Annotated in this window: 20 protein-coding genes; 14 read left to right on the top strand and 6 right to left on the bottom strand. The window is 61.9% G+C overall.

The annotated features are described in order from the left end of the window. Window positions 1-7: 7 nt before the first annotated feature. Window positions 8-1267 (bottom strand): tyrosine--tRNA ligase, encoded by a 1260-nt coding sequence (gene tyrS / locus LGH83_RS03395; protein WP_227400606.1) that lies wholly within the window; start codon window positions 1265-1267, stop codon window positions 8-10. Between the two features lie 166 nt (window positions 1268-1433). Between tyrS and LGH83_RS03390 the strand changes: the two genes are divergently transcribed. Continuing rightward, the gene (locus LGH83_RS03390) at window positions 1434-2564 is read left to right on the top strand and encodes an anhydro-N-acetylmuramic acid kinase (RefSeq protein WP_227400605.1); all 1131 of its coding nucleotides are present in this window, start codon (window positions 1434-1436) and stop codon (window positions 2562-2564) included. Window positions 2565-2567: 3 nt separating this feature from the next. On the opposite strand, the gene LGH83_RS03385 is transcribed toward LGH83_RS03390, so the two are convergent. Continuing rightward, a complete protein-coding gene (locus tag LGH83_RS03385; protein WP_131117309.1) occupies window positions 2568-3248 on the bottom strand; it encodes an alpha/beta hydrolase in 681 nt (226 codons plus the stop codon). Window positions 3249-3539: 291 nt separating this feature from the next. On the opposite strand from LGH83_RS03385, the gene LGH83_RS03380 reads away from it, so the two are divergent. From LGH83_RS03380 to LGH83_RS03355, 6 genes are all read left to right on the top strand, one after another. After that, window positions 3540-4637 carry a cysteine desulfurase family protein gene (locus LGH83_RS03380; RefSeq protein ID WP_264479132.1) on the top strand — a complete coding sequence of 366 codons (1098 nt, stop codon included), beginning with the start codon at window positions 3540-3542 and terminating at the stop codon, window positions 4635-4637. An 82-nt stretch (window positions 4638-4719) separates the two neighbouring features. Further along, complete coding sequence (gene sufB / locus LGH83_RS03375) at window positions 4720-6189, top strand: Fe-S cluster assembly protein SufB (protein ID WP_227400603.1); 1470 nt, start codon at window positions 4720-4722, stop codon at window positions 6187-6189. 98 nt (window positions 6190-6287) lie between these two features. Then, on the top strand, window positions 6288-7037 hold the full coding sequence (gene sufC / locus LGH83_RS03370; protein ID WP_131117299.1) for a Fe-S cluster assembly ATPase SufC: 750 nt from the start codon (window positions 6288-6290) through the stop codon (window positions 7035-7037). Between the two features lie 11 nt (window positions 7038-7048). Next, window positions 7049-8383, top strand: a complete 1335-nt coding sequence (gene sufD / locus LGH83_RS03365) for a Fe-S cluster assembly protein SufD (protein WP_227400602.1) — start codon at window positions 7049-7051, stop codon at window positions 8381-8383. Continuing rightward, window positions 8380-9618 carry a cysteine desulfurase gene (locus LGH83_RS03360; protein WP_227400601.1) on the top strand — a complete coding sequence of 413 codons (1239 nt, stop codon included), beginning with the start codon at window positions 8380-8382 and terminating at the stop codon, window positions 9616-9618. Before sufD ends, LGH83_RS03360 begins: the two co-directional genes overlap by 4 nt. Before the next feature lie 32 nt (window positions 9619-9650). After that, entirely contained in the window at window positions 9651-10034 is a 384-nt protein-coding gene (locus LGH83_RS03355) for an SUF system Fe-S cluster assembly protein (protein ID WP_413771141.1), read from the top strand. Between the two features lie 43 nt (window positions 10035-10077). Here the strand turns inward: LGH83_RS03355 and trmFO are convergent, their stop codons facing one another. From trmFO to uvrA, 3 genes are all read right to left on the bottom strand, one after another. Next, window positions 10078-11502, bottom strand: coding sequence for a methylenetetrahydrofolate--tRNA-(uracil(54)-C(5))-methyltransferase (FADH(2)-oxidizing) TrmFO (gene trmFO / locus LGH83_RS03350; protein WP_227400599.1), 1425 nt, complete (start codon window positions 11500-11502; stop codon window positions 10078-10080). A 149-nt stretch (window positions 11503-11651) separates the two neighbouring features. Beyond that, entirely contained in the window at window positions 11652-11810 is a 159-nt protein-coding gene (locus LGH83_RS03345; protein WP_131117285.1) for a DUF1127 domain-containing protein, read from the bottom strand. A 388-nt stretch (window positions 11811-12198) separates the two neighbouring features. Beyond that, on the bottom strand, window positions 12199-15204 hold the full coding sequence (gene uvrA / locus LGH83_RS03340) for an excinuclease ABC subunit UvrA (protein ID WP_227400598.1): 3006 nt from the start codon (window positions 15202-15204) through the stop codon (window positions 12199-12201). A 276-nt stretch (window positions 15205-15480) separates the two neighbouring features. Here uvrA and ssb point away from each other — a divergent pair, with 276 nt between their 5' ends. The 3 genes from ssb (at window position 15481) to coaD (ending at window position 19355) form a co-directional block, all read left to right on the top strand. Further along, the gene (gene ssb / locus LGH83_RS03335; RefSeq protein ID WP_227400597.1) at window positions 15481-16011 is read left to right on the top strand and encodes a single-stranded DNA-binding protein; all 531 of its coding nucleotides are present in this window, start codon (window positions 15481-15483) and stop codon (window positions 16009-16011) included. Window positions 16012-16158: 147 nt separating this feature from the next. Next, window positions 16159-18846, top strand: coding sequence for a DNA gyrase subunit A (gene gyrA, locus LGH83_RS03330; RefSeq protein WP_264479131.1), 2688 nt, complete (start codon window positions 16159-16161; stop codon window positions 18844-18846). Further along, complete coding sequence (gene coaD / locus LGH83_RS03325; RefSeq protein WP_227400595.1) at window positions 18846-19355, top strand: pantetheine-phosphate adenylyltransferase; 510 nt, start codon at window positions 18846-18848, stop codon at window positions 19353-19355. The genes gyrA and coaD overlap by 1 nt, the downstream gene beginning before the upstream one ends. A gap of 12 nt (window positions 19356-19367) precedes the next feature. Here the strand turns inward: coaD and LGH83_RS03320 are convergent, their stop codons facing one another. Next, window positions 19368-19970 (bottom strand): TIGR00730 family Rossman fold protein, encoded by a 603-nt coding sequence (locus tag LGH83_RS03320; protein WP_227400594.1) that lies wholly within the window; start codon window positions 19968-19970, stop codon window positions 19368-19370. A gap of 454 nt (window positions 19971-20424) precedes the next feature. Between LGH83_RS03320 and LGH83_RS03315 the strand changes: the two genes are divergently transcribed. The 4 genes from LGH83_RS03315 (at window position 20425) to LGH83_RS03300 (ending at window position 25903) form a co-directional block, all read left to right on the top strand. Next, window positions 20425-21687, top strand: a complete 1263-nt coding sequence (locus LGH83_RS03315) for a LysM peptidoglycan-binding domain-containing protein (RefSeq protein ID WP_413771097.1) — start codon at window positions 20425-20427, stop codon at window positions 21685-21687. A gap of 96 nt (window positions 21688-21783) precedes the next feature. After that, window positions 21784-23724 (top strand): ABCB family ABC transporter ATP-binding protein/permease, encoded by a 1941-nt coding sequence (locus LGH83_RS03310; protein ID WP_227400593.1) that lies wholly within the window; start codon window positions 21784-21786, stop codon window positions 23722-23724. Window positions 23725-23836: 112 nt separating this feature from the next. Then, window positions 23837-24535 (top strand): phosphatidylserine decarboxylase, encoded by a 699-nt coding sequence (locus LGH83_RS03305; RefSeq protein WP_227400592.1) that lies wholly within the window; start codon window positions 23837-23839, stop codon window positions 24533-24535. Between the two features lie 9 nt (window positions 24536-24544). Continuing rightward, entirely contained in the window at window positions 24545-25903 is a 1359-nt protein-coding gene (locus tag LGH83_RS03300) for an adenylate/guanylate cyclase domain-containing protein (protein WP_227400591.1), read from the top strand. The last annotated feature ends 47 nt before the right edge of the window (window positions 25904-25950 follow it).

The raw sequence follows: 25950 nt of genomic DNA, 5'->3' as shown, positions 1-25950 counted from the left end.
ATGCGTCCTAGTCCGGACGGAGCAGAACGTGTTTCTTGCGCCCGAGCGACAGTTTGATCGCGCCCCCTTCGGCGAGATCTGCCTCTGTCAGCGTGGCGCGTTCATCCGATACCGTCGCGTCATTGACCTTGAGGCCACCGCCCTTGACCTGTCGGCGTGCTTCACCGGTCGATCCGACCAGCCCCGCCCGCACGAATGCCGCGAGAACGCCGACGCCGGCCGCAAGCTCCGCGGTCGCGATCGAAACCGTCGGGAGGTCGTCCGACACGGCACCGTCCTCGAAGGTCTTTCGCGCCGTCTCGCTGGCGATATCGGCGGCCTCTCGGCCATGCAGCAGCGCCGTCGCCTCCGTCGCCAGAACCTTCTTGGCCTCATTGATCTCCGCACCGCCGAGCCGCTCGAGCCGCGCGATCTCGTCGAGGCCGAGGAGCGTGAACAGCCGCAGGAAGCGCCCGACGTCGGCATCCTCGGTGTTGCGCCAGAACTGCCAATAACCATAGGGCTGCATCATATCGGCCTTGAGCCAGACCGCGCCCGACGCCGTCTTACCCATCTTGGCGCCCGACGCCGTGGTGATGAGCGGGCAGGTGAGGGCATAGAGTTGCGAGGTCCCCATGCGGCGGCCGAGATCGACGCCGGTGACGATGTTGCCCCACTGGTCCGAACCGCCCATCTGAAGGCTGCATCCAAACCGGCGGTTGAGTTCGACGAAGTCGTAGGATTGCAGGCACATGTAGTTGAATTCGAGGAACGAGAGTTCCTGCTCACGGTCGATCCGCATCTTGACGCTATCCATCGACAGCATGCGATTGACCGAAAAATGCCGCCCGACATCGCGCAAAAAGTCGATGTAGTTCAGCTTGGTGAGCCACTCGGCATTATCGACCATGATGGCGCCGGTTCCGCTGTCGCCAAAGTCGAGAAACCGCGAGAACGTGTCTTTGAGACTATCCTTGTTGGCCTCGATCTGCTCGAGCGTCAGAACCTTGCGGGTTTCGTCCTTGCCGGAAGGGTCGCCGACCCGCGTTGTGCCGCCGCCCATCAGCACGATCGGCTTGCCGCCCGTCTTCTGCATCCAGTGCAGCATCATGATCGACAGGAGATGGCCGACATGTAGCGAGGGGCCGGTGCAATCATAGCCGACATAGGCCTTGAGATCGCCAGAAAGCGCCTTCTGATCGAGCCCGGCCAGATCCGAGCATTGATGCAGATAGCCCCGCTCCGTAAGGGTGTGCAGAAAGTCGGAGGTGACGCTGGCGTCGGACATTGACGTTTTCCGGTGTGGCCCGATCGCGGTCCGGGCTAGATTTGCTTCATCATGCCGACGGCATCATGCGAGACGATGCTTTGGCGGGCTGCGGTCGCCGTGTCGAGGCGGAGGCGGCTCGTATGCCGCCTTGTGCACCGAGTAACGCAAAAAATCGAGAGGATCCATGACCGAAACATCTGAGCCGGCAGCGAGCGGCGTCCGGCGAGCCCTGGGCCTAATCAGCGGAACCTCCATGGACGGCGTCGATCTTGCGATCCTCGACACAGATGGACGCGACGTGGTCCGCTTCGGCCCGATTGGGTTTCTGCCTTACACCGAGGATGATCGCGCCGTTTTGCGGCGGGCGCTCGTCGACGCGGGCAGCCTGACGGATCGGCTCGCGCGTACCGGCGTTTTGGGGGATGCCGAACGTCGCGTGACCGAGCGCCATGCGGAGGCCGTGCTGGCGTTCTTGCGCGAGCATGCCATTGAGCCGTCGAGCGTGTCGGTGGTCGGTTTTCACGGTCAGACGGTGCTGCACAGGCCCGAGATGGCGCTGACGGTGCAGATCGGTGATGGAGCGGAGCTCGCGAGCCGGATCGGCATCGATGTCGTGGCCGACCTCCGCGCTGCCGATATGGTGGCGGGCGGGCAGGGCGCGCCCTTGGTTCCTGTCTATCATCAAGCGCTTGCAGCTTCGCGAGCGCTTGCGGGCCCGGTGTTGTTTCTGAACATTGGCGGAGTGTCCAACATCACCTATGTGGCCGAACGCCATGATCCGGTGGCCTGCGATACCGGGCCGGGCAATGCCTTGTTGGACGATCTCATGCTGGAGCGGACAGGCCAGCCGCTCGACCGGGATGGCGCGACAGCCGCGCTCGGCGTTGCGGACGAGGCGATCGTGTCAGACTTGTTGAACCATCCGTATTTTTCGCAAAAACCGCCGAAGTCGCTCGACCGGAATGCCTTTTCGCGCGCGCCCGTCGAGCCGCTCGGCACTGCCGACGCGGCCGCGACCTTGACGGCTTTCACGGCCGCCAGCATCGCGGCGGTACTGCCGCACCTTCCCGCCCCCCCGATCGAGGTCATCGTCTGCGGTGGTGGCGCGCGCAATCCGACGCTGATGCTCGAACTTACAAAACGCCTACCGTGCCGAGTGTCATCGGCGGATCAGCATGGTTGGAGCGCCGATGCCATGGAGGCACAGGCGTTCGCCTATCTGGCGGTGCGGTCGCTCGAGGGGTTGCCGCTCAGCTTTCCATCGACAACCGGCGTGGCAGCACCGGTCAGCGGAGGCACACTTTACAGAGCGTGAGGCTCAGTTGCGTTCGCTGCGGGCTGGGGTCGCGGTCCGCTCCGGGTTGCCGAGTCGCTTGTCGAGATAGACGCCAACATCGGCGATCAGCGGATCGACGCAATTCTCGAAGAAGTGATTTGCGCCCGGAATGATCGCATGTTCGATCTGGATCCCCTTCTGGGTCTTCAGTTTCTCGATCATGGCCTGCACCTCTTTCAAAGGCGCTACGCGATCCTTGTCGCCATGGACGAACAGGCCCGACGAGGGGCAGGGCGCCAAGAACGAGAAATCGTAAAGCGTTGCGGGTGGCGCGATCGAAATGAAGCCTTCGATCTCAGGCCGCCGCATCAAAAGCTGCATGCCGATCCAGGATCCGAACGACACACCCGCGATCCAGCAGGCCCGCGCCTCGGGGCTGATCGACTGAGCCCAATCCAGCGCCGCAGCCGCATCCGACAATTCGCCGGCGCCGTGATCGAACCCACCTTGCGATCGGCCGACCCCACGGAAATTGAATCGCAGGACCGAAAATCCGCGTTCGGCAAAGGTATAATACAGATTGTAGACAATCTGATTGTTCATCGTCCCGCCGAACTGCGGATGCGGATGCAGGATGATCGCAATCGGCGCGCCGCGCAGTTTCGCGGGATGGAAGCGGCCTTCTAGACGGCCAGCGGGACCCGTGAAAATGACTTCAGGCATAGATACTCCAGGGTGCCGGACAGGCCATCGCGCCCGAATGCCGCGGCGCGGATCGGAGCCCGACAAAGGCGTTCGGCTTGACTTCGACGACAGAATATCTGTTAGAATTATTCTAACAGATTTGCACAGGCGCTCATCGCGCTCATGCACGATTGCGCGCTCGGATCAACCCGGCTTCTAGCACGGGCGATAGGGCGAAAAGCAAGTATTTTGAGTAGTGGGATGTCTCGACCGCGAACCTATTTGGACTTTAATGCGACCTCGCCGCTGCGACCCGTCGCGCGGATTCGCATGATCGAAGCCTTGGATCGGGTCGGAAATCCTTCGTCGGTTCACACGGAAGGTCGTCGCGCGCGCGGGTTGGTCGAAACGGCGCGCGCCGACGTGGCGGCCCTGTTTGGCACGCGCACAGAACTTGTGACGTTTACGTCCGGGACCACGGAAGCTGCAGCCTTGGCTTTGACGCCTGTGCTGCAGGACGCGCCGGTGCAAGCGCCCGCGGATCGGCTACTCGTCGCGGCGACCGAACATCCGGCCGTGCTGCAGGGTCATCGCTTTCCGGCGGATCGTGTCTCTCTGCTTCCGGTGACGTCCGACGGGTTACTTGACCTCGAGGCGCTTCGGCACGCTCTGGCGTCGGTTTCTGGCCGCTGCATCGTGGCGGTGCAGGCGGCCAACAGCGAGACGGGCGTGCTCCAGCCAATTCATGATGTAGCGGATCTCGTTCACGCTCACGGTGGATTGTTGGTCTGCGATGCGACCCAGGCGGCTGGCCGGATTGATTGTTCGTTTAATCGGCTTCAGGCCGACGTCCTTCTCGTTTCGTCGCACAAGATCGGCGGCCCCCTTGGCGTCGGCGCCATGGTGTTCGCGTCGGATCGGCTTCGCCTTGGCGATCCGCTGGTTCGCGGCGGCGGCCAGGAGCGCGGATTGCGGGGCGGGACCGAGAATGTGCCGGCCATCGCCGGGTTTGGCGCAGCGGCGCGCGCGGTATCGGGCTTGGTCGACACCCCGCATCTTTACGAGCTTCGTCAAAACTTGGAGCAGCGCCTTCGCGCGAGTTGGCCGGATGTCGTGATGTTTGGCAACGGCGCAGAGCGGCTTCCGAATACGGTCGCGTTCGCGATTCCCGGCGTGTCGAACGAGACGGCGTTGATCGCGCTCGACCTTGAAGGTGTGGCCGTCTCGACCGGGTCGGCATGCTCCTCGGGCAAAGTTTCATCGTCGCATGTCCTTGAGGCGATGGGAGTCGATGCTCATCTAAGGGCTTGCGTCATCAGGGTAAGTTTTGGCTGGTGTTCGATACCAGCGGATGTCGATCGGTTAATGGTGGCGCTCGGCGCGATCGCCAGCCGGATCCAGAGGCGCTCGACACAAGCTGCCGCTTGAAGATTGCGGGACAGGCGTGGCACAAGCCCGCTTGCCACCGCCTGGCGCCGTGAGGCGCCGCTAGGGTTTGAGGAGAAGGTGAATGGCCGCAGTTCAGGAAACCGTCGATCACGTCAAGTCGCTCGACGTGAGCGAATATAAGTACGGCTTCGTGACCGAGATCGAATCCGAGCGTTCCGCCCAAGGGCTATCGGAGGAGACCGTTCGCTTCATTTCGGCCAAAAAGGGCGAGCCCGAATGGCTGACCGAATGGCGGATGGACGCCTATCGCCGGTTCTTGACCATGCGCGAGCCGACCTGGGCGCGCGTCGATCATCCGCCGATCAATTATCAGGACCTCTACTATTTCGCGGCGCCGAAGTCGGTGACCGGCCCCATGACGCTGGACGAGGTCGATCCCGAACTGCTCCGCACCTACGAGAAGCTCGGTATTCCGTTGCGTGAGCAGGAAATCCTGGCGGGGGTGCAGACCTCCCGCGTGGCGGTCGATGCGGTGTTCGACTCCGTCTCGGTCGCGACCACCTTCAAGGCTGAGCTCGCCAAGTCCGGCGTGATCTTCTGCCCGATCTCGGAGGCGGTCCATTCGCATTCGGACCTCGTGAAGAAATACCTCGGCTCGGTCGTGCCGGTCACCGACAACTTCTTTGCGACCCTGAACTCGGCGGTGTTTTCCGACGGATCGTTCGTCTACATCCCGCCGGGCGTTCGATGCCCGATGGAATTGTCGACCTATTTCCGCATCAACGAGCAGAATACGGGGCAGTTCGAGCGGACCCTGATCATCGCCGACAAGGGTTCCTACGTCAGCTATCTCGAAGGCTGCACGGCGCCGAAGCGCGACGAGAACCAGCTTCATGCTGCCGTCGTCGAATTGATCGCGCTTGACGATGCCGAGATCAAATATTCGACGGTGCAGAACTGGTTCCCCGGCGACGCCGAGGGCAAGGGCGGCATCTACAATTTCGTGACCAAGCGCGGCGACTGCCGGGGTGACAATTCCAAGATCTCCTGGACCCAGGTCGAGACCGGCTCCGCGATCACCTGGAAGTATCCGTCCTGCATCTTGCGCGGCGACAATTCGCGCGGCGAGTTTTACTCGATCGCGATCTCGAATGGTCGCCAGCAGGTCGATAGCGGCACCAAGATGATCCATCTCGGCAAGAATACGACGAGCCGGATCATCTCGAAGGGGATCGCGGCCGGCAAGTCCGACAACACCTATCGCGGGTTGGTGTCGGCGCATCGCAAGGCGACGAACGCGCGTAATTTCACCAATTGCGACTCGTTGCTGATCGGCGAATATTGCGGCGCCCACACGGTCCCGTACATCGAGGCCAAGACATCGACGGCGGTGTTCGAGCATGAGGCGACGACGTCGAAGATCTCCGAGGATCAGTTGTTCTACTGCCGTCAGCGCGGCCTATCCGGCGAAGAGGCGACGGCTTTGATCGTCAACGGCTTCGTGCGCGACGTGCTTCAGCAACTACCAATGGAATTTGCGGTCGAAGCACAGAAGCTGATCGCAATCTCGCTCGAAGGCAGCGTGGGCTGACCTTCTTCTCAGGCTCGGCCATCAGGTCGAGCCAACCTTATTGCTTTGACGACGCTGCCGCTCAGGCCGCCGACACGACACGAACTACAGGGACGATTATGCTGGAAGTCAAAAACCTTCACGTCGAGATCGACGGCAAGAAGATCCTCGACGGGTTGAATCTCACGGTCAAGAACGGCGAAGTCGCCGCCATCATGGGGCCGAACGGGTCCGGCAAATCGACCTTGTCCTATGTGATCGCGGGTCGCTCCGACTATGAGGTGACCGAGGGCGAGGTTTTGCTCGACGGCGAAAATATTCTTGAGATCGATCCCGAGGCACGAGCCGCCAAGGGCATCTTCCTGGCCTTCCAATATCCGGTCGAGATTCCAGGCGTCGCGACGATGACGTTCCTGAAGGCATCGCTCAACGCCCAGCGCAAGGCGCGTGGCGAGGCTGAACTGTCCACGCCGGACTTCATGCGGACGGTGCGCGACGCGGCCGCCAAGCTCGAGGTCAATCCCGACATGATGAAGCGGCCGCTCAACGTTGGTTTTTCCGGTGGCGAGAAGAAGCGGATGGAAATCCTGCAGATGGCGCTGCTGCAGCCGCGCTTCGGCCTCCTCGACGAAACCGATTCCGGCCTCGACATCGATGCGCTACGGATTGTCGCCAATGGCGTCAACGCGCTCCGGAGCCCGGATCGCGGCTTCGTGGTCATCACCCATTACCAGCGGCTTCTCGACTATATCGTCCCGGACACAGTACACATCATGTCCAAGGGACGGGTCATCAAGACAGGGACGGCGGATCTCGCGCTCGAACTCGAAAAGAACGGCTACCGCGATTACGTTGCCGACGCGGCGTGAGGGCAAGCTCCATGTCAGCCGAAATCACTCTCATGAAGACACCGGCCGAAACCAGGCTTGGTGATTATTTCGAGGCGATGCGGGCCACGGCCGATCGCGCGGATTTGGCAGCCTATCGCGCCGATGCCTTCGCGCGATTTGCCGCCAAGGGCCTGCCGCACCGCCGCATCGAAGCCTGGCACTACACCGACCTTCGGAGCATGCTGCGGGAGGCGTTTGCGCCTGCACATCCCGCTGACGATGCGGGTGTTGCGGCTGCCAAGGCGCATGTCGCCGGGATGGCCGATCCGGTCGGGCCACGCGCCGTGCTGCTCGATGGCGTCTATCGACCCGATCTTTCCAGCGTCGCGACGCTCTCGGCCGGCGTCACGCTCGTTTCGGTTCTCGATCGTCTCGCCAATGGGGCGCTCGGCGATGCTCTCTCGGCGGCCGAAGCGCTCGGGACGCCCGAGGCCATTCTCGCGCTCAACGCCGCGCTGATGCAGGGCGGAGTTGCTCTGACGGTTTCGCCCGGCGTCTCCGTGGTCGAGCCGATCGAACTCGTGTTCCTCGCGACGGCTGGTGTTCAAGCCTCGATTTCAACGCGCTCGCTCGTCGAGGTCGGCGCTGGCGCATCTCTCACCTTGATCGAGCGACATGTCGCGCTGGGCGAGGCCGACAACCAGGGGAACCATGCTTTGATCGTGGCGCTTGGCGACGAGGCTGCCATCGATCATGTGGCGCGGATGGACGGCTTCTCCAAGTCGTCGGTGCAGCTTGGTACCGTGTTGGCGCGCATCGGCTCGAAGGCTCGCTTCGCCTCGTTCACTCTCATGACCCTGCCCGGCGTGACGCGCCGGCAGAGCTTCCTCGAATTTGCCGGCACACATTCGGCCGCCGACTTCAAGGGCGTGTCGTTGTTGGACGGCCGCTCCCATGCCGATACGACCTTGATCGTGACCCATACGGCGGCGCATTGCGAGAGCCGCGAATATTACAAGACAATCCTCGATGGCGAGTCGACCGGCGTCTACCAAGGCCGGGTCGTCGTGGCGCCCGGCGCGCAGAAGACCGATGGGAAGATGCTCAGCAAAGCGATCTTCCTGGCCGATGGCGCCAGCATGTTCAACAAGCCGGAACTCGAGATCTTCGCCGACGATGTGGTCTGTGGCCATGGCGCGACCGTCGGCAATCTCGATGAAAACCAACTCTTCTATCTGCGCGCGCGGGGTATTCCACGCAAAGACGCCGAGACGCTGCTGCTGAATGCGTTTGCGGCCGACGCGATCGATGGTGTCGCGACCGAGGAACTCCGCCAGGAATTGACCGGGAGCGTCGAACAATGGTTGCACAACCGCGAGTCATGACCGACGCCGAGCCGGCAGTATTCGACGTCGAGCGCGTCCGCGCCGATTTCCCGATCCTGTCGGTGCGGCCTTATGGTAAGCCGCTGATCTATCTCGACAATGCCGCCTCGGTGCAAAAGCCGAAAGCGGTGATCGAGCGGATCACCTACGCCTATGAACATGAATATGCCAATGTACACCGCGGCTTGCATTACCTCGCCAATGCCGCGACCGAGGCTTTCGAGGGCGCGCGCGAAAAGGTGCGGGCGTTCCTGAATGCGGGCTCGACAGACGAGATCATCTTCACGCGCTCAGCCACCGAAGCCATCAACCTCGTGGCCTCGTCGTTCGGGCAGGCGCATATCGGGGAGGGCGACGAGATCGTCCTGTCGATTATGGAGCATCACTCCAACATCGTTCCGTGGCATTTTCTGCGCGAGCGCAAAGGCGCTGTGCTGACTTGGGTCGATGTCGAGGACGACGGCTCGTTTCAGATTGAGGCGTTCGAGCGCGCCTTGACGGAGCGAACCAAGATCGTCGCAATCACGCATATGTCGAACGTGCTCGGCACGATCACACCCATCAAGGAGATCATCCGCATCGCACATGAGCGCGGCATCCCGGTGTTGGTCGATGGGTCACAGGGCGCCGTGCATCTCGATGTCGACGTGCGTGATCTCGATGCTGATTTTTATGTCTTCACAGGACATAAGCTTTACGGCCCGACAGGCATTGGCGTCCTTTATGGCAAGCGGGATTTGATGGCCGCGTTGCCGCCGTTCAACGGCGGTGGTGAGATGATCGATGTCGTGACGAAGGACACGATATCCTACAATAGTCCGCCGCATCGCTTCGAAGCCGGCACACCGCCGATCGTGCAGGCGATCGGGCTCGGGGCCGCCGTCGATTACGTGGATGCGATCGGGCGCTCGGCGATCCGCGCTCACGAGGCCGCTCTGACGGCCTACGCGCATGAACGCCTCGGGCGTATGAACTCGCTCCGGATTTTCGGTACCACGCCGGACAAAGGCGCGATCCTGTCGTTTGAGATGAAGAACGCTCATGCCCATGATGTCGCGACCGTCATCGATCGGTCGGGTGTGGCGGTTCGCGCCGGGACCCATTGCGCGATGCCGCTGATGCAGCGTTTCGGTGTCACCTCAACCTGCCGCGCTTCCTTTGCGATGTATAATACATTCGACGATGTCGATAAACTCGCCGAGGCCCTGACCCGGGCCGAAGCTCTTTTCGCGTGAGGCTCATGTCTAATCCATCAGTTCCGGCCCCGGTGTCGGCCGCCGCCACCGAGGACGCCCAGCCCAATCGTCCGGCCATCGCGCAACCCTCCGACATCACGCCGGAGGAGATCGATCGCCTGACAGAAGGTCTGATCACGGCGCTGAAGACCGTCTATGATCCTGAAATCCCGGTCGACATCTACGAACTCGGACTGATCTACCGGATCGACATCGACGATAGTCGGTTCGTATCGGTCGATATGACGCTGACCGCGCCGGCTTGTCCGGTTGCGGGCGAAATGCCGGGCTGGGTCGAAACCGCAGTCGCAGGCGTTCCTGGCGTCGCGGGTGCTAAGGTGTCGATGGTGTTCGATCCGCCGTGGGATCAAAGCCGCATGTCGGACGAGGCCCGCGTCGCTCTCGACATGTGGTGATCATCCAGGCCCGGTCCACGACGGAACCGGGCCGAGTTCCGATCTAAGCCGCAACGCTTGTGGACACTGGCTCACAGAGCCAAGTGTCGAGATCCTCAGAGGCGCGCTGGCTCATGGCCTTTTTCTTGGCGACAGCTTTTTCAGGGCCGCGCAGCCGCTTTCCATCCTCCGCTTTGGGGACCATGGCGAGTGGCGGGAAAAGGCCGAAGTTGACATTCATCGGCTGAAACGACGGTGGCCCGCTATCGATCGTCTCGAGATGACCGCCCGTGATGTGGTTGATCAGCGCGCCGATCGCCGTGGTGGGTGGCGGGAGCGACACCGCAGTGCCGAGCCGCTCGGCCGCGGCCATCCGGCCCGCCATCAGCCCGATCGCGGCACTTTCGACATAACCCTCGCAGCCCGTGATCTGCCCCGCGAAGCGCAAACGCGGCATCGCCTTGAGGCGCAGCAGCGGGTCGAGTACCTTGGGTGAGTTCAGGAACGTGTTCCGGTGCAAGCCACCAAGGCGAGCAAATTCCGCCTGTTCGAGACCGGGAATCATCCGAAACACTGCCGTTTGCTCGGCATATTTCAGCTTTGTCTGGAATCCGACCATGTTGTAGAGCGTGCCGAGCGCGTTATCCTGACGCAATTGGACGATCGCATAAGCCTTGACGGTCGGGTTATGCGGATTGGTCAAGCCAACAGGTTTCATCGGGCCATGTCGCAGCGTTTCTCGGCCACGTTCCGCCATCACTTCGATCGGCAGGCAGCCGTTGAAATAAGGCGTCCCCTCAAACGACTTAAAGCCGACCGTATCGCCCGCCACCAAGGCGTCCAGAAACGCCTCATATTGCTCGCGATCCAGCGGACAATTGATGTAATCAGCCCCCGTGCCGCCAGGGCCCATCTTGTCGTATCGGGACTGGAACCAGGCCTTGTCGAGATCGATCGTGTCGCGATGGACGATCGGCGCGATGGCATCGAAGAACGCAAGCTGTTCTTCTCCGGTCAGGCTCCCGATGGCGGTCGCGAGCGCCGACGATGTCAGCGGACCCGTCGCCACGATCACATTGTCCCAATCGGCAGGCGGGAGGCCGTCGATCTCGCCGCGTTCGACCGAGATCAGAGGATGGTTCGCAATGGCAGTTCCGACAGCTTGCGAGAACCCGTCGCGGTCGACCGCCAACGCACCACCAGCCGGGACCTGATGCCGATCCGCGCAGGCCATGATGACGGAGCCGAGCCGGCGCATCTCGCGATGAATGACGCCGACCGCATTAGTGCTGGCATCATCCGAGCGAAAGGAATTGGAACAGACGAGCTCGGCAAGCCCGTCGGTGCGATGCGCTTCGGTTCCGCGAACCGGACGCATCTCGTGCAGCACGACAGGCACGCCCGCTTGCGCGATTTGATAAGCCGCCTCGGTGCCGGCCAAGCCGCCGCCGATGACGTGAACGGGTTTGATCATATGGGTTGAATTCATACCGCAACCTAAAGCAGGAACGCGGGAATGTGAACGGCTGGCCACGACCGGAACCGATGATCGGCACAAACCGAAAACGCCCGCCGGGGAGGACCGGCGGGCGTTCTGACGTCACGGGGGCATCGGCCACACCCGCGAACCAGATGAATTCAGTCGTGGATACGAGCGCCCTGACGGACGACGTCTTCAATATCCGACCGGCCAATGCCGAGGTCGTTCAATTCGCGATCCGAAAGACGCGACAGTTCCCGAACCGACTCGCGGAAACGGCGCCAAGCATGGAGCTTTGCAGAGAGAGTTTTGATCATAGCACTGTTCCTTTTTATTAAGTCGTCGCTCAACTATCTGCTGCGCCACGACCGCTTTGATGCAGTGCAATATATCGAAAATCGCAGCTTTGATAACCCGTCTCGTCTTAAGCCCACCCATGCGAAAAACGCATGATGATCTTAGTAAACCGCTAAGACAATCAAGCTAATGCGACTCGATCCAGCCCGCTGACCCGACCGAAAGTGCTGCAGCACTGCAGTTCACCAAAGGTGCCGTGTGAAAATTGCATGACGACCGCCGGTCAGACGAGGAGACTGCGCGGTATTTATGCCGACGCGGGATGTCGGCTGCCGTGGAGATATTGCACCGCACCATCGTGGTGATTGTTATCGGGGCGCATCGCACGATGCGAGAGGGTGACGGGTCCTATTCGGCGGCAGCCTCAAGCACCAAGGGCCGACGCTTCAACACGTCTCGCAAGAAGCGCCCAGTGTGGCTGGCCTTCGAGCGCGCGATATCCTCGGGTGTTCCTGTCGCCACAACCTGACCGCCGCCGCTCCCGCCTTCCGGTCCGATGTCGACGACGTAGTCGGCTGTTTTGATCACTTCGAGATTATGCTCGATGACCACGACCGTGTTGCCTTGATCGACGAGTTCGTGCAGCACTTCCAACAGCTTGGCGACATCGTGGAAATGCAGCCCCGTCGTCGGCTCGTCGAGAATATAGAGCGTCCGCCCCGTCGAGCGTCGCGACAGCTCCTTCGACAGTTTGACGCGCTGGGCCTCGCCACCCGACAAGGTATTGGCCTGCTGCCCGACCTTGATGTAGCCAAGCCCGACCCGAGCCAGCGTCTCCATCTTCTCGCGGATCGACGGCACCGGTTTGAACAGCGTCGCGGCCTCCTCGACCGACATGTCGAGCACATCGGCGATCGAGTTATCGCGATACTTGACCTCCAATGTCTCGCGTCCGTAGCGCTTTCCCTTGCAGACGTCGCAGGTGACATAGACGTCGGGCAGAAAGTGCATTTCGATCTTGATGACGCCGTCGCCCTGGCACGCCTCGCAGCGGCCGCCCTTCACATTGAACGAGAAACGGCCTGGCAGGTAGCCGCGCGCCTTGGATTCCGGCAAGCCGGCGAACCATTCGCGGATCGGCGTGAACGCTCCCGTGTAAGTGGCCGGATTGGACCGCGGCGTCCGCCCGATCGGCGATTGATCGATGTCGATGACCTTGTCGATGTGTTCGAGGCCTTCGATCGCGTCATGCGGGGCAGGGTGATCGATGGCCCCGTTCAGCCGTCGCGCGACCGCCTTGTAAAGGGTGTCGATCACCAGCGTCGACTTGCCGCCCCCCGACACGCCCGTCACACATGTGAAGGTGCCGAGGGGCACGTCGAGTGTCACGTTCCTCAAATTATTGCCGCGCGCGCCGGTGACGCGCAGGTGATCGCCATTCTTGGCCTTGCGCCGCGTGCGCGGCACGCCGACCATCTTGACGCCGGTCAGATATTGCCCGGTGAGCGAGTTCGGGTCCGCCATGATCTGCTCGGGCGTACCGGCCGAGACGATCTCGCCGCCGTGGATGCCGGCGCCGGGCCCGACATCGACCACGTAATCGGCTGCTCGGATCGCATCTTCGTCATGCTCGACCACGATGACGCTGTTGCCGAGCCCCCGTAAACGCCGCAGCGTGTCGAGGAGCCGCTCGTTGTCGCGCTGATGCAGGCCGATGGACGGCTCGTCCAAAACGTAAAGCACGCCCGTGAGTCCGGAACCGATTTGTGACGCGAGCCGGATGCGCTGGCTTTCGCCGCCAGAAAGCGTGCCGGCTGCGCGCGCAAGCGTCAGATAATTGAGCCCGACATCGAGCAGGAAAGTCAGTCGATCACGGATTTCCTTGAGGATGCGGGCCGCGATCTCGTTCCGTTGCGGGTCGAGTTTCTCAGGAAGCGAGGCAGCCCAGTCGAGGCATGCGCGGATGGGAAGATCGCAAACCGCACTGATGGTTTGCATGTCGATCTTCACGGCCAGCGCTTCGGGCTTGAGCCGCGTGCCGCTACAGGCAAGGCACGGTGTCGCGCTCATGAAGCGGCCGATCTCCTCGCGCGCGAATTCGCTCTCGGTCTCCTTGAAGCGGCGGTCGAGATTATTGACCACGCCTTCGAAAGCCTTGTTGACCGCGTAAGACCGGACGCCATCATCATAGGCGAACCGAACCTCCTCGCTCCCGGATCCGAACAGAATGACGTTCTGGACCTGTTTCGGCAGCTTCTCCCATCGGGTGTCGAGTTTGAAGCCGAAATGCTTGCCGAGCGCGTCGAGCGTCTGGACATAATAAGGCGAGGTGGATTTTGCCCACGGTGCGATCGCACCGCGCTTCAATGTCAATGTGATATCGGGGACAACGCGCTCCGGGTCGACCGACATTTGAAAGCCGAGCCCGGCGCAGATCGGGCAAGCGCCAAACGGATTGTTGAACGAGAACAGCCGTGGCTCGATCTCGGCGATCGTAAACCCCGAGACAGGGCAGGCAAACTTCGACGAAAAGGTTATTTCCCGGTCCTGACCGTCTGCAGGATCGGTCAGTTCGACGACCGCAATGCCATCCGCGAGCTCCAGTGCTGTCTCAAAGCTTTCGGCGAGTCGCGTCGCAATATCGGGCCGCACGACGATCCGATCGACAACGACGCCGAGGTCGTGCTTGAACTTCTTGTCTAACATCGGGGTCTCATCGATGGGGTAGAACTCCCCATCGATCTTGAGACGCTGAAACCCCTTCTTCTGATATTCGGCGATTTCCTTACGGTACTCGCCCTTGCGGCCGCGAATGGCCGGCGCAATCAGGTAAAGGCGTGTTCCCTCCGGTAAGGCCAGAACCCGGTCGACCATCTGGCTGACGGTCTGGCTCTCGATCGGCAATCCTGTCGCGGGCGAATAGGGAATCCCGATCCGCGCCCAGAGCAGGCGCATGTAATCATAGATTTCTGTAACGGTGCCGACGGTGGAGCGGGGGTTCTTCGACGTGGTCTTCTGTTCGATCGAGATCGCTGGCGACAGTCCGTCGATCTGGTCGACGTCTGGCTTCTGCATCATCTCGAGAAACTGACGCGCATAGGCCGAGAGGGACTCGACATAGCGCCGTTGTCCCTCGGCATAGATCGTGTCGAAGGCCAGCGACGACTTGCCCGACCCGGACAGCCCCGTGAACACGACGAGTTTGTCGCGTGGGATGACGAGATCGATGTTCTTGAGATTGTGCTCCCGCGCGCCACGGACCGTGATCGTGCGGCCATCAAACGCCGGAGTTGTGACGCCGACCAGCGTATCAACCGGCTTGGCCGAAGGCGGCAGCGCGGGGGCCTGCGAAACCACGAGTGCTTTCGAGGCGGGCGCATCCGCTTCACCAGCCTGTTTCTGTCTCCGTGCCATGCGGCCTCATGCCTTTTTGCAACGCGACGCCCGTCCCGCCAGCACGGGGCCGCAGCGACAAGGCTCGACGCGCGAGCGGAACCTCGGATGGTACCGAGTGGGTATCAAAGCTCCGTCCCGATTGGAACAGAAAAAGAACAAAATCCGTGGACGACGAGTCCGAACCTGTGATCTGAGGCTGCAAACGGCTCGGTTTGGCTTGCGCCTCCGGGGCCAAACGGCGCAGGATCATCGGCAGAACGACAACGGTCGATTGAATTTTCTGAGGAGTTGGTGATGGCGGGTAGCGTCAACAAGGTGACCCTGATCGGCAATCTCGGCAAGGACCCGCAAGTCCGTCGCATGAATTCGGGTGAGGCGGTCGTCAACCTGACGATCGCGACGTCCGAGACCTGGCGCGACAAGGCGTCGGGCGAGCGCAAGGAAAAGACCGAGTGGCACAACGTGGTGATTTTCAACGAGAATATCGCGAAAGTCGCCGAGCAATATCTGAAGAAGGGCTCGAAGGTCTATCTCGAGGGACAGTTGCAGACTCGGAAATGGACCGACAAAGATGGTGCCGAAAAATACACGACCGAGGTGGTGCTGCAGCGCTATCGCGGTGAACTGACGCTGCTCGATAGCCGTGGGTCTGGCGGTGACTTCGGTGGCCGCGAGGACGGCGGTTCGTTCGAGCGCCCGTCAGGCGGGGGCGGTGCAGGGTCCAGCTACGGACGGGGCGCGTCGGACCAGCGGTCGAGCAGTGGAGCGAGCAACACCGGCGGTGGGCGCTTGTCCGAGACGATCGACGACGACATCCCGTTCTGATCGCTTCTCCGCCACGGTTGGCCTCGCAAGCGCTTTCCAGTAGAGATAACGGCTTGAACTGTTTGGGAATCGAAGTTTTTGGCTGAGCACGACAAAGATCGACCGGACGAATCGTCGGGTATTCGACCGGTCTCCATTACGGACGAGATGAAGCGGTCCTACCTCGATTACGCCATGAGCGTCATCGTGAGCCGAGCCCTGCCGGATGTGCGGGACGGATTGAAGCCGGTGCATCGGCGCATTCTGCATTCCATGCAGGAAAACAACTACTTACCGGACAGACCTTACGTAAAGTCAGCGCGGATCGTGGGCGATGTGATGGGCAAGTACCATCCCCATGGCGACAGCGCGATCTACGACGCCATGGTCCGCATGGTGCAGACTTTTTCGATGCGACTGCCGCTGATCGACGGGCAGGGTAATTTTGGCTCCATCGACGGCGATCCTGCAGCCGCGATGCGGTACACGGAATCGCGTCTGGCCGCTCCATCGTTGGCGCTGATCCAGGACATCGACGAAAACACGGTCGATTTCCAACCCAACTACGACGGCAAGGAGAGCGAGCCCGTCGTCCTGCCGGCGCGGTTTCCGAATCTGTTGGTCAACGGTGCCGGCGGCATCGCGGTCGGCATGGCCACCAACATCCCGCCGCATAATCTCGGCGAAGTCATCGATGCGGTCATCGCATTGATGGACCGGCCCGACATCACGATCGACGACCTCATCGAGATCGTCCCAGGCCCGGATTTCCCCACAGGGGGCGCGATCCTCGGACGAAGCGGCATCCGCTCGGCTTATCATACGGGCCGCGGATCGATCCCGATTCGGGCCAAGGTTCTGATCGAGGAAATCCGCCGCGATCGCGAAGCCCTGATCGTGACCGAAATTCCGTATCAGGTGAACAAGACGACGCTGATCGAGAAGATCGCCGAACTGGTCCGCGAGAAGCGGGTCGAGGGCATTTCCGAATTGCGCGACGAATCCGATCGCGACGGCATGCGGATCGTGATCGAGATCAAACGCGATGCGGTGCCGGACGTGGTGCTGAACCAGCTCTGGCGCTACACCTCGCTCCAGAGCAGCTTCGGCGCCAATATGATCGCGCTGAACGGCGGCCGGCCGGAAGTCCTGAACCTCAAAGACATCCTGGTCGCATTCTTGGATTTCCGCGAGACGGTGGTGACCCGTCGGACCAAGTTCCGCCTCAACAAGGCGCGTGACGCGGCCCATGTGCAGGTTGGTCTCGCGATCGCGGTCGCCAATATCGACGAAGTGATCCGCTTGATCCGCACATCGCCCGATACGGCGGCGGCGCGCGTCTCCTTGATGGAACGCGCCTGGCCCGCCCGTGACATGGCGCCCCTGATCACGCTCATCGCCGACCCGCGTCACGCGCTGGCGGAGGATGGCACCTATCGCCTGTCGGAAGCGCAGGCCCGTGCCATTCTCGAGTTGCGCCTCGCTCGTTTGACCGCCCTCGGTCGCGACGAGATCGCCGAGGCCTTGAACAAGCTGGCGGTCGAAATTGCCGACCTGCTGGAGATCCTCGGGTCGCGCGCCCGGATCTTCGACATTGTGAGGGGCGAGCTCCTCGCGATCCGCATCGCTTATGCGACGCCGCGCCGGACCACGATCCTCGACAGCGATGCCGACATGGATGACGAAGATCTCATCCAGCGCGAAGATATGGTCGTGACGGTCAGCCACGCCGGCTATATCAAACGCGTGCCGCTCTCGACCTACCGGGCGCAACGGCGTGGCGGCAAAGGCCGCTCGGGCATGCAGACCCGCGACGAGGATTTCGTCTCGCGTTTGTTCGTCGCCAATACGCATACGCCGATGCTGTTCTTCTCCTCGCGCGGGCAAGCCTACAAACTCAAGGTATGGCGGTTGCCTCTCGCGGCACCGCAGGCGCGGGGCAAGGCGCTGGTCAACATCCTGCCGCTCGAACAGGGCGAGCGGATCACTACCATCATGCCGATGCCCGAGGATGAGGCGAGTTGGGATACGCTGGACGTGATGTTCGCGACGACACGCGGCACCGTGCGGCGCAACAAGCTCAGCGACTTCGCTCAGGTCAATCGGGCCGGCAAAATCGCGATGAAGCTCGATGAGGGCGACGGCATCGTCGACGTTCAGATCTGTGCGGAAAGCCAGCACGATGTTCTGCTGACGACGGCCCAGGGCCAGTGCATCCGCTTTGCGGTCGGTGACGTCCGGGTCTTCAAGGGTCGCGACTCGATGGGTGTCCGTGGCGTGTCGCTCGCCGACGGCGACAAGGTGATCGGCCTGTCGATCCTGCGGCACATGGAGGCGGATCCGGGCGAGCGGATCGCCTATCTCAAGCGGCGCCGCGCCCGCGAGGGCGTGGTGGAAGACGATATCGAACACGAGGTCGTCGGTGAGAATGGCGACGCCCCGGATGGGCCCGACACGCTGTCGCCGCAGCGCTATATCGAAATGTCGGAAGCCGAGCAGGACATTCTGACGATTTCGGAGCGGGGCTTCGGCAAGCGAAGCTCGTCGTTCGAGTATCGGCTGACGGGACGCGGCGGCAAGGGTATCGTCGCCATGGTGACCAATACCCGCAACGGCAAACTGGTGGCGTCGTTCCCGGTCGAACATGCGGATGAGATCATGCTGGTGACAGACGGTGGTCAGTTGATCCGCTGCCCGGTCGAAGGCATCCGCGTCGCTGGCCGCAACACGCAAGGCGTCATCGTGTTCAACACCGCGAAGGACGAGAAGGTTGTGTCGGTCGAACATATTCCCGAGGCGGCCGACAGCGGCACGGATGTCGGCGGGGCGGACCTCGACGAGGAGCCGGAGGCCTGATGGCTCGAACCGGCCTCTACACGGGGTCGTTCGATCCTCTCACCAACGGACACCTCGATGTGATTTCGGCCGCAATGGCGATCTGCGATCGGCTCGTCGTGGCGATCGGGGTTCATCCCTCGAAGACGCCGCTTTTCGACGCTGCCGAGCGGGCCGCACTGATCCAAGCGGAATGCGCGTCCATCGCGACGGTTGCCGGATGCGACGTCGAGATGGCGACCTTTGATGGGCTCGCTGTGGAGGCGGCGCGTCGGTGCGGCGCTACTCTGATGCTGCGCGGGGTGCGGGACGGCACCGACCTCGATTATGAAATGCAGATGGCTGGAATGAATGCGGTCCTGGCGCCGGAGGTCAGGACCGTGCTGATCCCGGCTTCGGCGGCAAGTCGTTTCATTACGGCGACCCTGGTTCGTCAGATCGCCGCGATGGGTGGGGATATTTCAGCGTTCGTGCCAGCCAGCGTCGCCGCTGCGATTCACACCAAGATCGGCGTCAAGCCAAGACCTTAGGTCACGATCGCGTCAGAGCGGCGTATCGAGGACGGTATGGCTCAGTCCAAGCTGCGCCGTTCGGGCCTGAGCCTCGCGAAGCATCGGAATGATATCTGCGGTCCGTTCGGCCACGATATAATTGACCTCCGCGCTCGGGCGCACGAAGCCATTCTCCCGCATATGCTCCAGAAGCGCGACGAGTGGTTGCCAAAACCCGTCGATATCGGCGATCAGCACAGGCTTGGTGTGGCGTTCGAGCTGCACCCACGTCATCTGCTCGACTAATTCTTCCAACGTGCCGATGCCGCCGGGCAGGGCGACGAAAGCGTCGGACCGCTCGAACATCATCTGCTTGCGGGTATGCATGTCGGGGACGACGATCATCTCCTGTGCGTCGCTCAGCACGAGTTCACGATCGCGGAGAAAGTCGGGGATGATGCCGGTCACGTGACCGCCATGGGCCAGAACCGACCGAGCCGTCGCGCCCATCAGACCTGCGTTGCCGCCCCCGTAGACGAGGCCGATTCCGGCTTCCGCCATGGCGCGCCCGAGGTCTTCGGCCGTTTTGAGATGGTGCGGGTTCGTGCCGCTCGCCGAGCCGCAGTAGACGCAGATTGATTTCAGATCGCTCATGGGACGCTTGTCGCCCGAGCCGTCGGATGGGTCAAGCGCGCGTCACGTTGCCCGATTCGGCCACATCCAATCAAAACGATAACGGCCATGTTAAGGATTCTGTAAAGTTTATTGGAACCTGGGGCGAAGACTCGCTAGCGTGCGATCAAAGAGGAGCACGATGATGTTGGCCTGGCTGAGGAGCCCACGTGGGAGCGTTACGACTGCGATCCTGGTCGTGCTCGTTCTTTTGGCGTTCGGCTTCGCGTTCTGGCGAGGCGGTCAACGCCCGACCCCGTTCGCCTTGATGACGCCGCCTACGGTCAAGCCTGCTCCTTTGTTCGGCACGGATGCGTCGACCAGCCAGCCTAAGAAGCCGATCACAAACTCTGCGAGCGGGGCGGCCCCGGCCCCTTCGCCGTCCTCGATTATAGCCTCACATCCGGCCGCCAGGGCATCATCGACCGGATCGACCTTGGCCGCCGTGCAGCCAGGCGCAAACGTCGCGCCGCTCAGCAAAACATCAGAGCCGCTCGCCGCGCCTCCGACTGACCCGACCGGCGGAGCGGCTGCGCCGAGCTTCGATGTTGTGCGCGTCGAACCGACCGGTGAGGCCGTCGTGGCGGGGCGTGGTGAGCCCGGCAGCGAGGTGTCGCTCGTCGATCGGGGCGTCGTTGTGGCCCATATGACGATCGACGGATCCGGACAATTCGCTCTGTTGCCACCCACTCTCGGCGAAGGGGAACATTACCTGACCCTGCAGACCGCGAAGACCGGCAACGGGCCGGTTCCTTCGAGCCAATCGGTTGCGGTTTCGATCGCCAAGAGCGGGACGGCGAAGCCGATGGTGGCGCTGCTATCACCCGACCAACCGGCCCGTGTCTTGTCGGACGGTACACCGCTCGTGTCATCGGTCGCGACGGCGAGCCCATCCGCTCCCGTGTCGATCCAAAGCGTCGAAGCCGGGCAGGGTGGTCAGTTCACGGCCTCGGGATCGGCTCATGCTGGGAATCAATGCCGCGTGTACCTCAATGGCGCGTTTCTGGCCGACGTCACGGCCGGAAAAGATGGCCGTTGGTCCGTCAAGGTCGAGCATGGCATGCGACCCGGCAAATATACCGTGCGGGCCGATGAGTTGGAGGCGAGGAGCGGTAAGGTGGTCAACCGGGCCGAGGTGCCGTTCGATTATCCCGCCGCCGGCGCGATCGGACGTGGGAAGCGCATGCTGATCGCGAAGGCGACGCCCGCTATCCCATCGAAGGCCATGGCGGGCGCGCAGCAGCAACTTGGCGCCACCAACCCATCCGTGGTCGCATCGAATGCTCCTCCCTCGGCATCGGCTGGGCTTGCCTCCGCCTCGCCTGGGCTTGGGGTGGCGGCGTCAGCGACCGATCGGTCCCGTGGCATGCCGGGTGTCGCCGGCCCCGCTTCGACGTCGACTGCACTTGCGACGTCCGGAACCCCCAACATCGCGAGCCCTGGCGCCGCACGATCGACCGATATGGCACCGACAGAACTGGGCGCTGGGTCGGATGGAGCAGCGGCAGCCGCGATCGTAGCGCAACTGCAATCCGCAACGGTGATCCGAGGCGACAGCCTGTGGCGGATCAGCCGTAAAATGTTGGGGCATGGGGTCGCCTATACCGAGATTTACGCCTCGAACGCGACGCAGATTCGCAACCCGAATCTGATTTATCCCGGTCAGATCTTCGTCGTGCCGAACCGCGCGACCAACTGAACACCAATGGCGTGGTTGTAAGGGTTCTAAATCGGGCTTTTGGCGCTATATAGACGCCATGCTTACACGTCACTGCTTCTCGGCTCCCGGCGCCGTATGACCCATCAAACCCTGCCGGTGGCCGGGCCTGCCGCGCCATCAAAACCGCGCGTCAAAGCCGAGGCCAGTCTCTTTACGACTGTTCGCAATCTTTGGCCTTACATCTGGCCGAGCGACCGAGCCGATCTCCGCCGCCGCATTTATGCGGCGCTCGTTCTGCTGATCGTCGCCAAACTCATCACCATTGCGATTCCCTATTCGTTCAAATGGGCGACGGACGCCGTGGTCGGCAAAGCGGATCACGGTCTCGGCTTCCTCCCGTCCGACATGACGGGGCCCGTGGCGCTGACTGTCGCCTATGGGGTCCTGAGGATCGTCATGGCGCTGTTTACGCAAGGGCGCGACGCCTTGTTTGCGTCCGTCGCGATGCATGCTGTGCGTCGTCTCGCGACAGAAGTCTTCGTGCATCTGCACGAACTGTCGCTGCGCTATCATCTCGAGCGCAAGACGGGTGGCTTGACCCGCGTTTTGGAGCGGGGGCGCACGGCGATCGAGACGATCGTGCGGATGATTATGCTGACCGGCGTCCCGACCGCTGTCGAATTCGTGCTGATCCTCGCGGTGTTCACGCTTCAGTTCGACTGGCTTTACGCGCTCGCGGTCACGATCATGATCATCGCCTATATGCTGTTCACGACGGTGGCGACGAATTGGCGCATCGCGATCCGCCAGTCGATGAACGAAAGCGATCAGGACGCGAATACGAAGGCGATCGACAGTCTCCTCAATTTCGAAACCGTGAAATATTTCGGCGCCGAGGAGCGTGAGGCGGATCGCTATGATCGGTCGATGGCGCGGTATGAGAAGCTCAGCGTCAAGACCTACACGTCACTGGCCTTTCTTAATGCCGGTCAGGCGCTTATCTTCAGCGTCGGGCTCGCGGTCGTCATGATCATGTGTCTGCGCGGTATCCGGGCCGGTCACAACACCGTCGGCGATTTCGTCCTCGTCAATGCCATGATGATCCAGCTCTATCAGCCCTTGAACTTCATGGGCCTCGTCTACCGCGAGGTCAAACAGGCCATCATCGACATCGAACTGATGTTCTCGATCCTCGATCAATCGGCTGAAGTGAAGGATAAGCCCGGCGCCCTTGACCTGAAGGTGACCGAAGGGCGGGTGCGTTTCGAGCATGTGAACTTCGGCTACGACCCGGCGCGGGAGATCCTGAAAGACGTGTCGTTCGAGATCGCACCCGGCCAGACGGTTGCGGTCGTCGGCCCCTCCGGCGCCGGCAAGTCGACGCTGTCACGGCTGATGTTCCGCTTCTACGAAGCCTCCTCCGGTCGCATCACCATCGATGGGCAGGATATCCTGAACGTGACGCAAAAATCCTTGCGTTCGGCCATCGGCATGGTCCCGCAGGATACGGTGCTGTTCAACGATTCGATCGAATACAACATCCGATATGGGCGCTGGGAAGCCAGCCCCGCGGACATCCGCGAGGCCGCCAAGGACGCGCAAATCGACCAGTTCATCACCTCTGTGCCAGGCGGTTACGACGCGCAGGTCGGTGAACGTGGCTTGAAGCTGTCCGGGGGTGAGAAACAGCGGGTTGCGATCGCCCGCACCATCCTCAAGGCTCCGCCGGTGCTGGTGCTCGACGAGGCGACGTCGGCGCTCGATAGCTTCACCGAACGGGAAATCCAGGATGCGCTCGTGCGCGTCTCACGCGGGCGGACCACGCTGGTCATCGCGCATCGGTTGTCGACCGTGGTGGCGGCAGATCAGATTCTCGTCTTGGTCAAAGGTGTCATTGCCGAACGCGGCACTCACGACGAGTTATTGCTGCGCGGGGGCACCTATGCGGCCATGTGGAACCGCCAACGGCAGGCCGATGCCGCACGGGATGCTCTCCGCCGCGCCGATGAAGAGGGCGATGACCTGGCGGAACACTCCTTCCAGCCTGCTTCCGGATCGGCTCGCGCCGCCGAGTGATGCCTTGTCTCAACCGTGCGGTGCACAGCCAACAGGCATGATGCTCAGCGGGTGACTTCGCACACAAACAATGCGAAAATGATGCCTCATTCGGAAGGGCGCTGAAGACCTGATGTCTATGTTTGCGAGTATTCGACGGCAGCTCACGCCCGTCCATCCGGAAGGCTATATTTTCATCGCGGCCTTTGCGGTCGTGGCCCTGATCCTCGATTGGATTTGGAGCCCGCTGGGCTGGATCGGTGGGATCGCGACGCTCTGGTGCGTCTATTTCTTCCGTGACCCGCAGCGCGTGACACCCATGCGTGAGGGGCTGGTGATATCACCTGCCGACGGAATGATTTCGTCGATCGGTTTCTTCGTGCCGCCCTCGGAACTCGGATTGGGCGACCGGCCCATGCAGCGCATCTCGGTGTTCATGAGTGTGTTCGATTGCCACGTCAATCGGGCGCCGATGACCGGACGAATCGTGCGGATCGCCTATAAACCCGGGTTGTTCGTCAACGCCGATCTCGACAAAGCCAGCGAAGATAACGAACGATCCAGCATGGTGCTGGAAACCGCAAGCGGCCGGATCGGTGTCGTGCAGATTGCAGGTTTGATTGCCCGCCGCATCGTGTCCTTCGTGCGTGAAGGCGAGTCGCTCGGCGCGGGAGATCGTTTCGGTCTGATCCGGTTCGGGTCCCGCGTCGATGTTTATCTCCCAGAAGGCGTGCGCGTGTTGGTCGGCCATGGATCTCGAGCGATCGCGGGCGAAACCGTACTGGCTGACGTGAAGGGGGCGGAGTCGTCACGGAGCTTCAAGGCTGGTTAGGATCGTGCCATGACCGGGATGACCGAGGAGGGCTTCACCGGATCGATCGGTGACGTGGGTCAGCAGATCGCACGACCCGTGGTATCGGGATTGACGGTATCCGGGATGTCGATGCCTGATCTTCTGGCCGGCATGCCGTCCGACCGTGCTCGCAAGGCGGTCGACCTCGTCGATTGGCTCATGCGATCGGATCGACGCACGGCATCCAAGTCGCTGATCGAGGAATTGTGCGAGCGGATGATCGAGGCGGGTTTGCCGCTTGATCGTTACGCCTCATCGACCTCGATGGTCACGGCAGAGCATGATGCAGTGGGCCGCTATTGGGTCCGCGGCGAAGGTGTGACCGAAACCGTCTATGTTCAGACGGAAGAACAAGCTCCAGAGTATCTCGCAAGCCCCTATTATCTTGCGGCACAAACCCAGCAATGGGTCGAAGTTTGGCTTCCCGATACGTCGGATGACCGGTTCGGTATCGTCAAATCACTCCGCGACCGCGGCATCACGCATTACATCTGCGTTCCGATCTTGCTTACGAATGGCGCCAATGCCTGGGTGACCTTCGCGACGCGCCAGCAGACCGGGTTTTCTAAACTCGATCTGATGACGATCGCGTTTTGGATTCCGCCGCTGACGACCCGCATCGATGCGCGGCTCGGATGGTCCACCCTCGACAAGTTGCTCCGCACCTATGTGGGCGATGAACCGCACCGCGCCATTTTGGCGGGCCGCGCGAAGCGCGGGCAGGTCTCAACCATACGGGCCGCGATGCTGGTGGCCGATCTCCGCGACTCGACTGGCCACATGGCCGAACTCAGTGCGGTCCAGGCCGTCGATCTTTTCAACGATTTGTTCGATTGTCTCGTGCCGCCGGTCGAAGAGCGACGCGGCGAGGTGTTGAAATATCTGGGCGATGGCCTTTTGGCTGTCTTCCGCGAAACGAAGGAGCGGTCCTGCGACGCATCCGATCGGGCGCTTGAGTCGGCAGAAGCGGCTCTCGACGCGGTGGATGCCTTCAACCGGCTGCATCCGGATCGTCGACCCATGGAGATCGGAATAGCCTTGCATTACGGCGAAGTGGCCTACGGCAACGTCGGATCCGGCCTGCGACTGGACTTCACCGTGATCGGGCGGGATGTCGCTCTGGCAAGCCGGATCGCCAGCATGAATGCCAAATTGAGCCAGCCTCTGCTGCTGTCCGCCGCCTTCGTCAATCATATGCGACGAGGTGCCGAGCAAATCGGGCTGTTCCCCGCTCGTGGCTTCACCGAAAAGGTCGAAATTTTCCGGCCCGGTCCGAGGCCGCTGCTGGTTGCGGCTGAGGCGATTGCTCGAGATGATGATCGACAGATGACGGCGGATCATGTTTGAAGAAGCTCGCGGCGGGGCGCGCTGCGGTGTGGCTCGGCTGGACGACA

This window comes from Lichenihabitans sp. PAMC28606, from assembly GCF_020616535.1.
In the GTDB taxonomy this organism is placed as follows: Bacteria; Pseudomonadota; Alphaproteobacteria; order Rhizobiales; family Beijerinckiaceae; genus Lichenihabitans; species Lichenihabitans psoromatis.
Note: the sequence above shows the minus strand (reverse complement) of the source record. Positions and strands in the feature narration are given on the sequence as shown.

Coding starts and splice junctions, on each gene's coding strand:
- LGH83_RS03345 (WP_131117285.1), bottom strand. CDS start 11,810: ATGATCAAAACTCTCTCTGCAAAGCTCCATGCTTGGCGCCGTTTCCGC.
- ssb (WP_227400597.1), top strand. CDS start 15,481: ATGGCGGGTAGCGTCAACAAGGTGACCCTGATCGGCAATCTCGGCAAG.
- LGH83_RS03300 (WP_227400591.1), top strand. CDS start 24,545: ATGACCGGGATGACCGAGGAGGGCTTCACCGGATCGATCGGTGACGTG.
- sufB (WP_227400603.1), top strand. CDS start 4,720: ATGGCCGCAGTTCAGGAAACCGTCGATCACGTCAAGTCGCTCGACGTG.
- LGH83_RS03390 (WP_227400605.1), top strand. CDS start 1,434: ATGACCGAAACATCTGAGCCGGCAGCGAGCGGCGTCCGGCGAGCCCTG.
- LGH83_RS03320 (WP_227400594.1), bottom strand. CDS start 19,970: ATGAGCGATCTGAAATCAATCTGCGTCTACTGCGGCTCGGCGAGCGGC.
- uvrA (WP_227400598.1), bottom strand. CDS start 15,204: ATGGCACGGAGACAGAAACAGGCTGGTGAAGCGGATGCGCCCGCCTCG.
- coaD (WP_227400595.1), top strand. CDS start 18,846: ATGGCTCGAACCGGCCTCTACACGGGGTCGTTCGATCCTCTCACCAAC.
- gyrA (WP_264479131.1), top strand. CDS start 16,159: ATGAAGCGGTCCTACCTCGATTACGCCATGAGCGTCATCGTGAGCCGA.
- sufC (WP_131117299.1), top strand. CDS start 6,288: ATGCTGGAAGTCAAAAACCTTCACGTCGAGATCGACGGCAAGAAGATC.
- LGH83_RS03360 (WP_227400601.1), top strand. CDS start 8,380: ATGACCGACGCCGAGCCGGCAGTATTCGACGTCGAGCGCGTCCGCGCC.
- LGH83_RS03380 (WP_264479132.1), top strand. CDS start 3,540: ATGATCGAAGCCTTGGATCGGGTCGGAAATCCTTCGTCGGTTCACACG.
- LGH83_RS03305 (WP_227400592.1), top strand. CDS start 23,837: ATGTCTATGTTTGCGAGTATTCGACGGCAGCTCACGCCCGTCCATCCG.
- LGH83_RS03310 (WP_227400593.1), top strand. CDS start 21,784: ATGACCCATCAAACCCTGCCGGTGGCCGGGCCTGCCGCGCCATCAAAA.
- sufD (WP_227400602.1), top strand. CDS start 7,049: ATGTCAGCCGAAATCACTCTCATGAAGACACCGGCCGAAACCAGGCTT.
- trmFO (WP_227400599.1), bottom strand. CDS start 11,502: ATGAATTCAACCCATATGATCAAACCCGTTCACGTCATCGGCGGCGGC.
- tyrS (WP_227400606.1), bottom strand. CDS start 1,267: ATGTCCGACGCCAGCGTCACCTCCGACTTTCTGCACACCCTTACGGAG.
- LGH83_RS03385 (WP_131117309.1), bottom strand. CDS start 3,248: ATGCCTGAAGTCATTTTCACGGGTCCCGCTGGCCGTCTAGAAGGCCGC.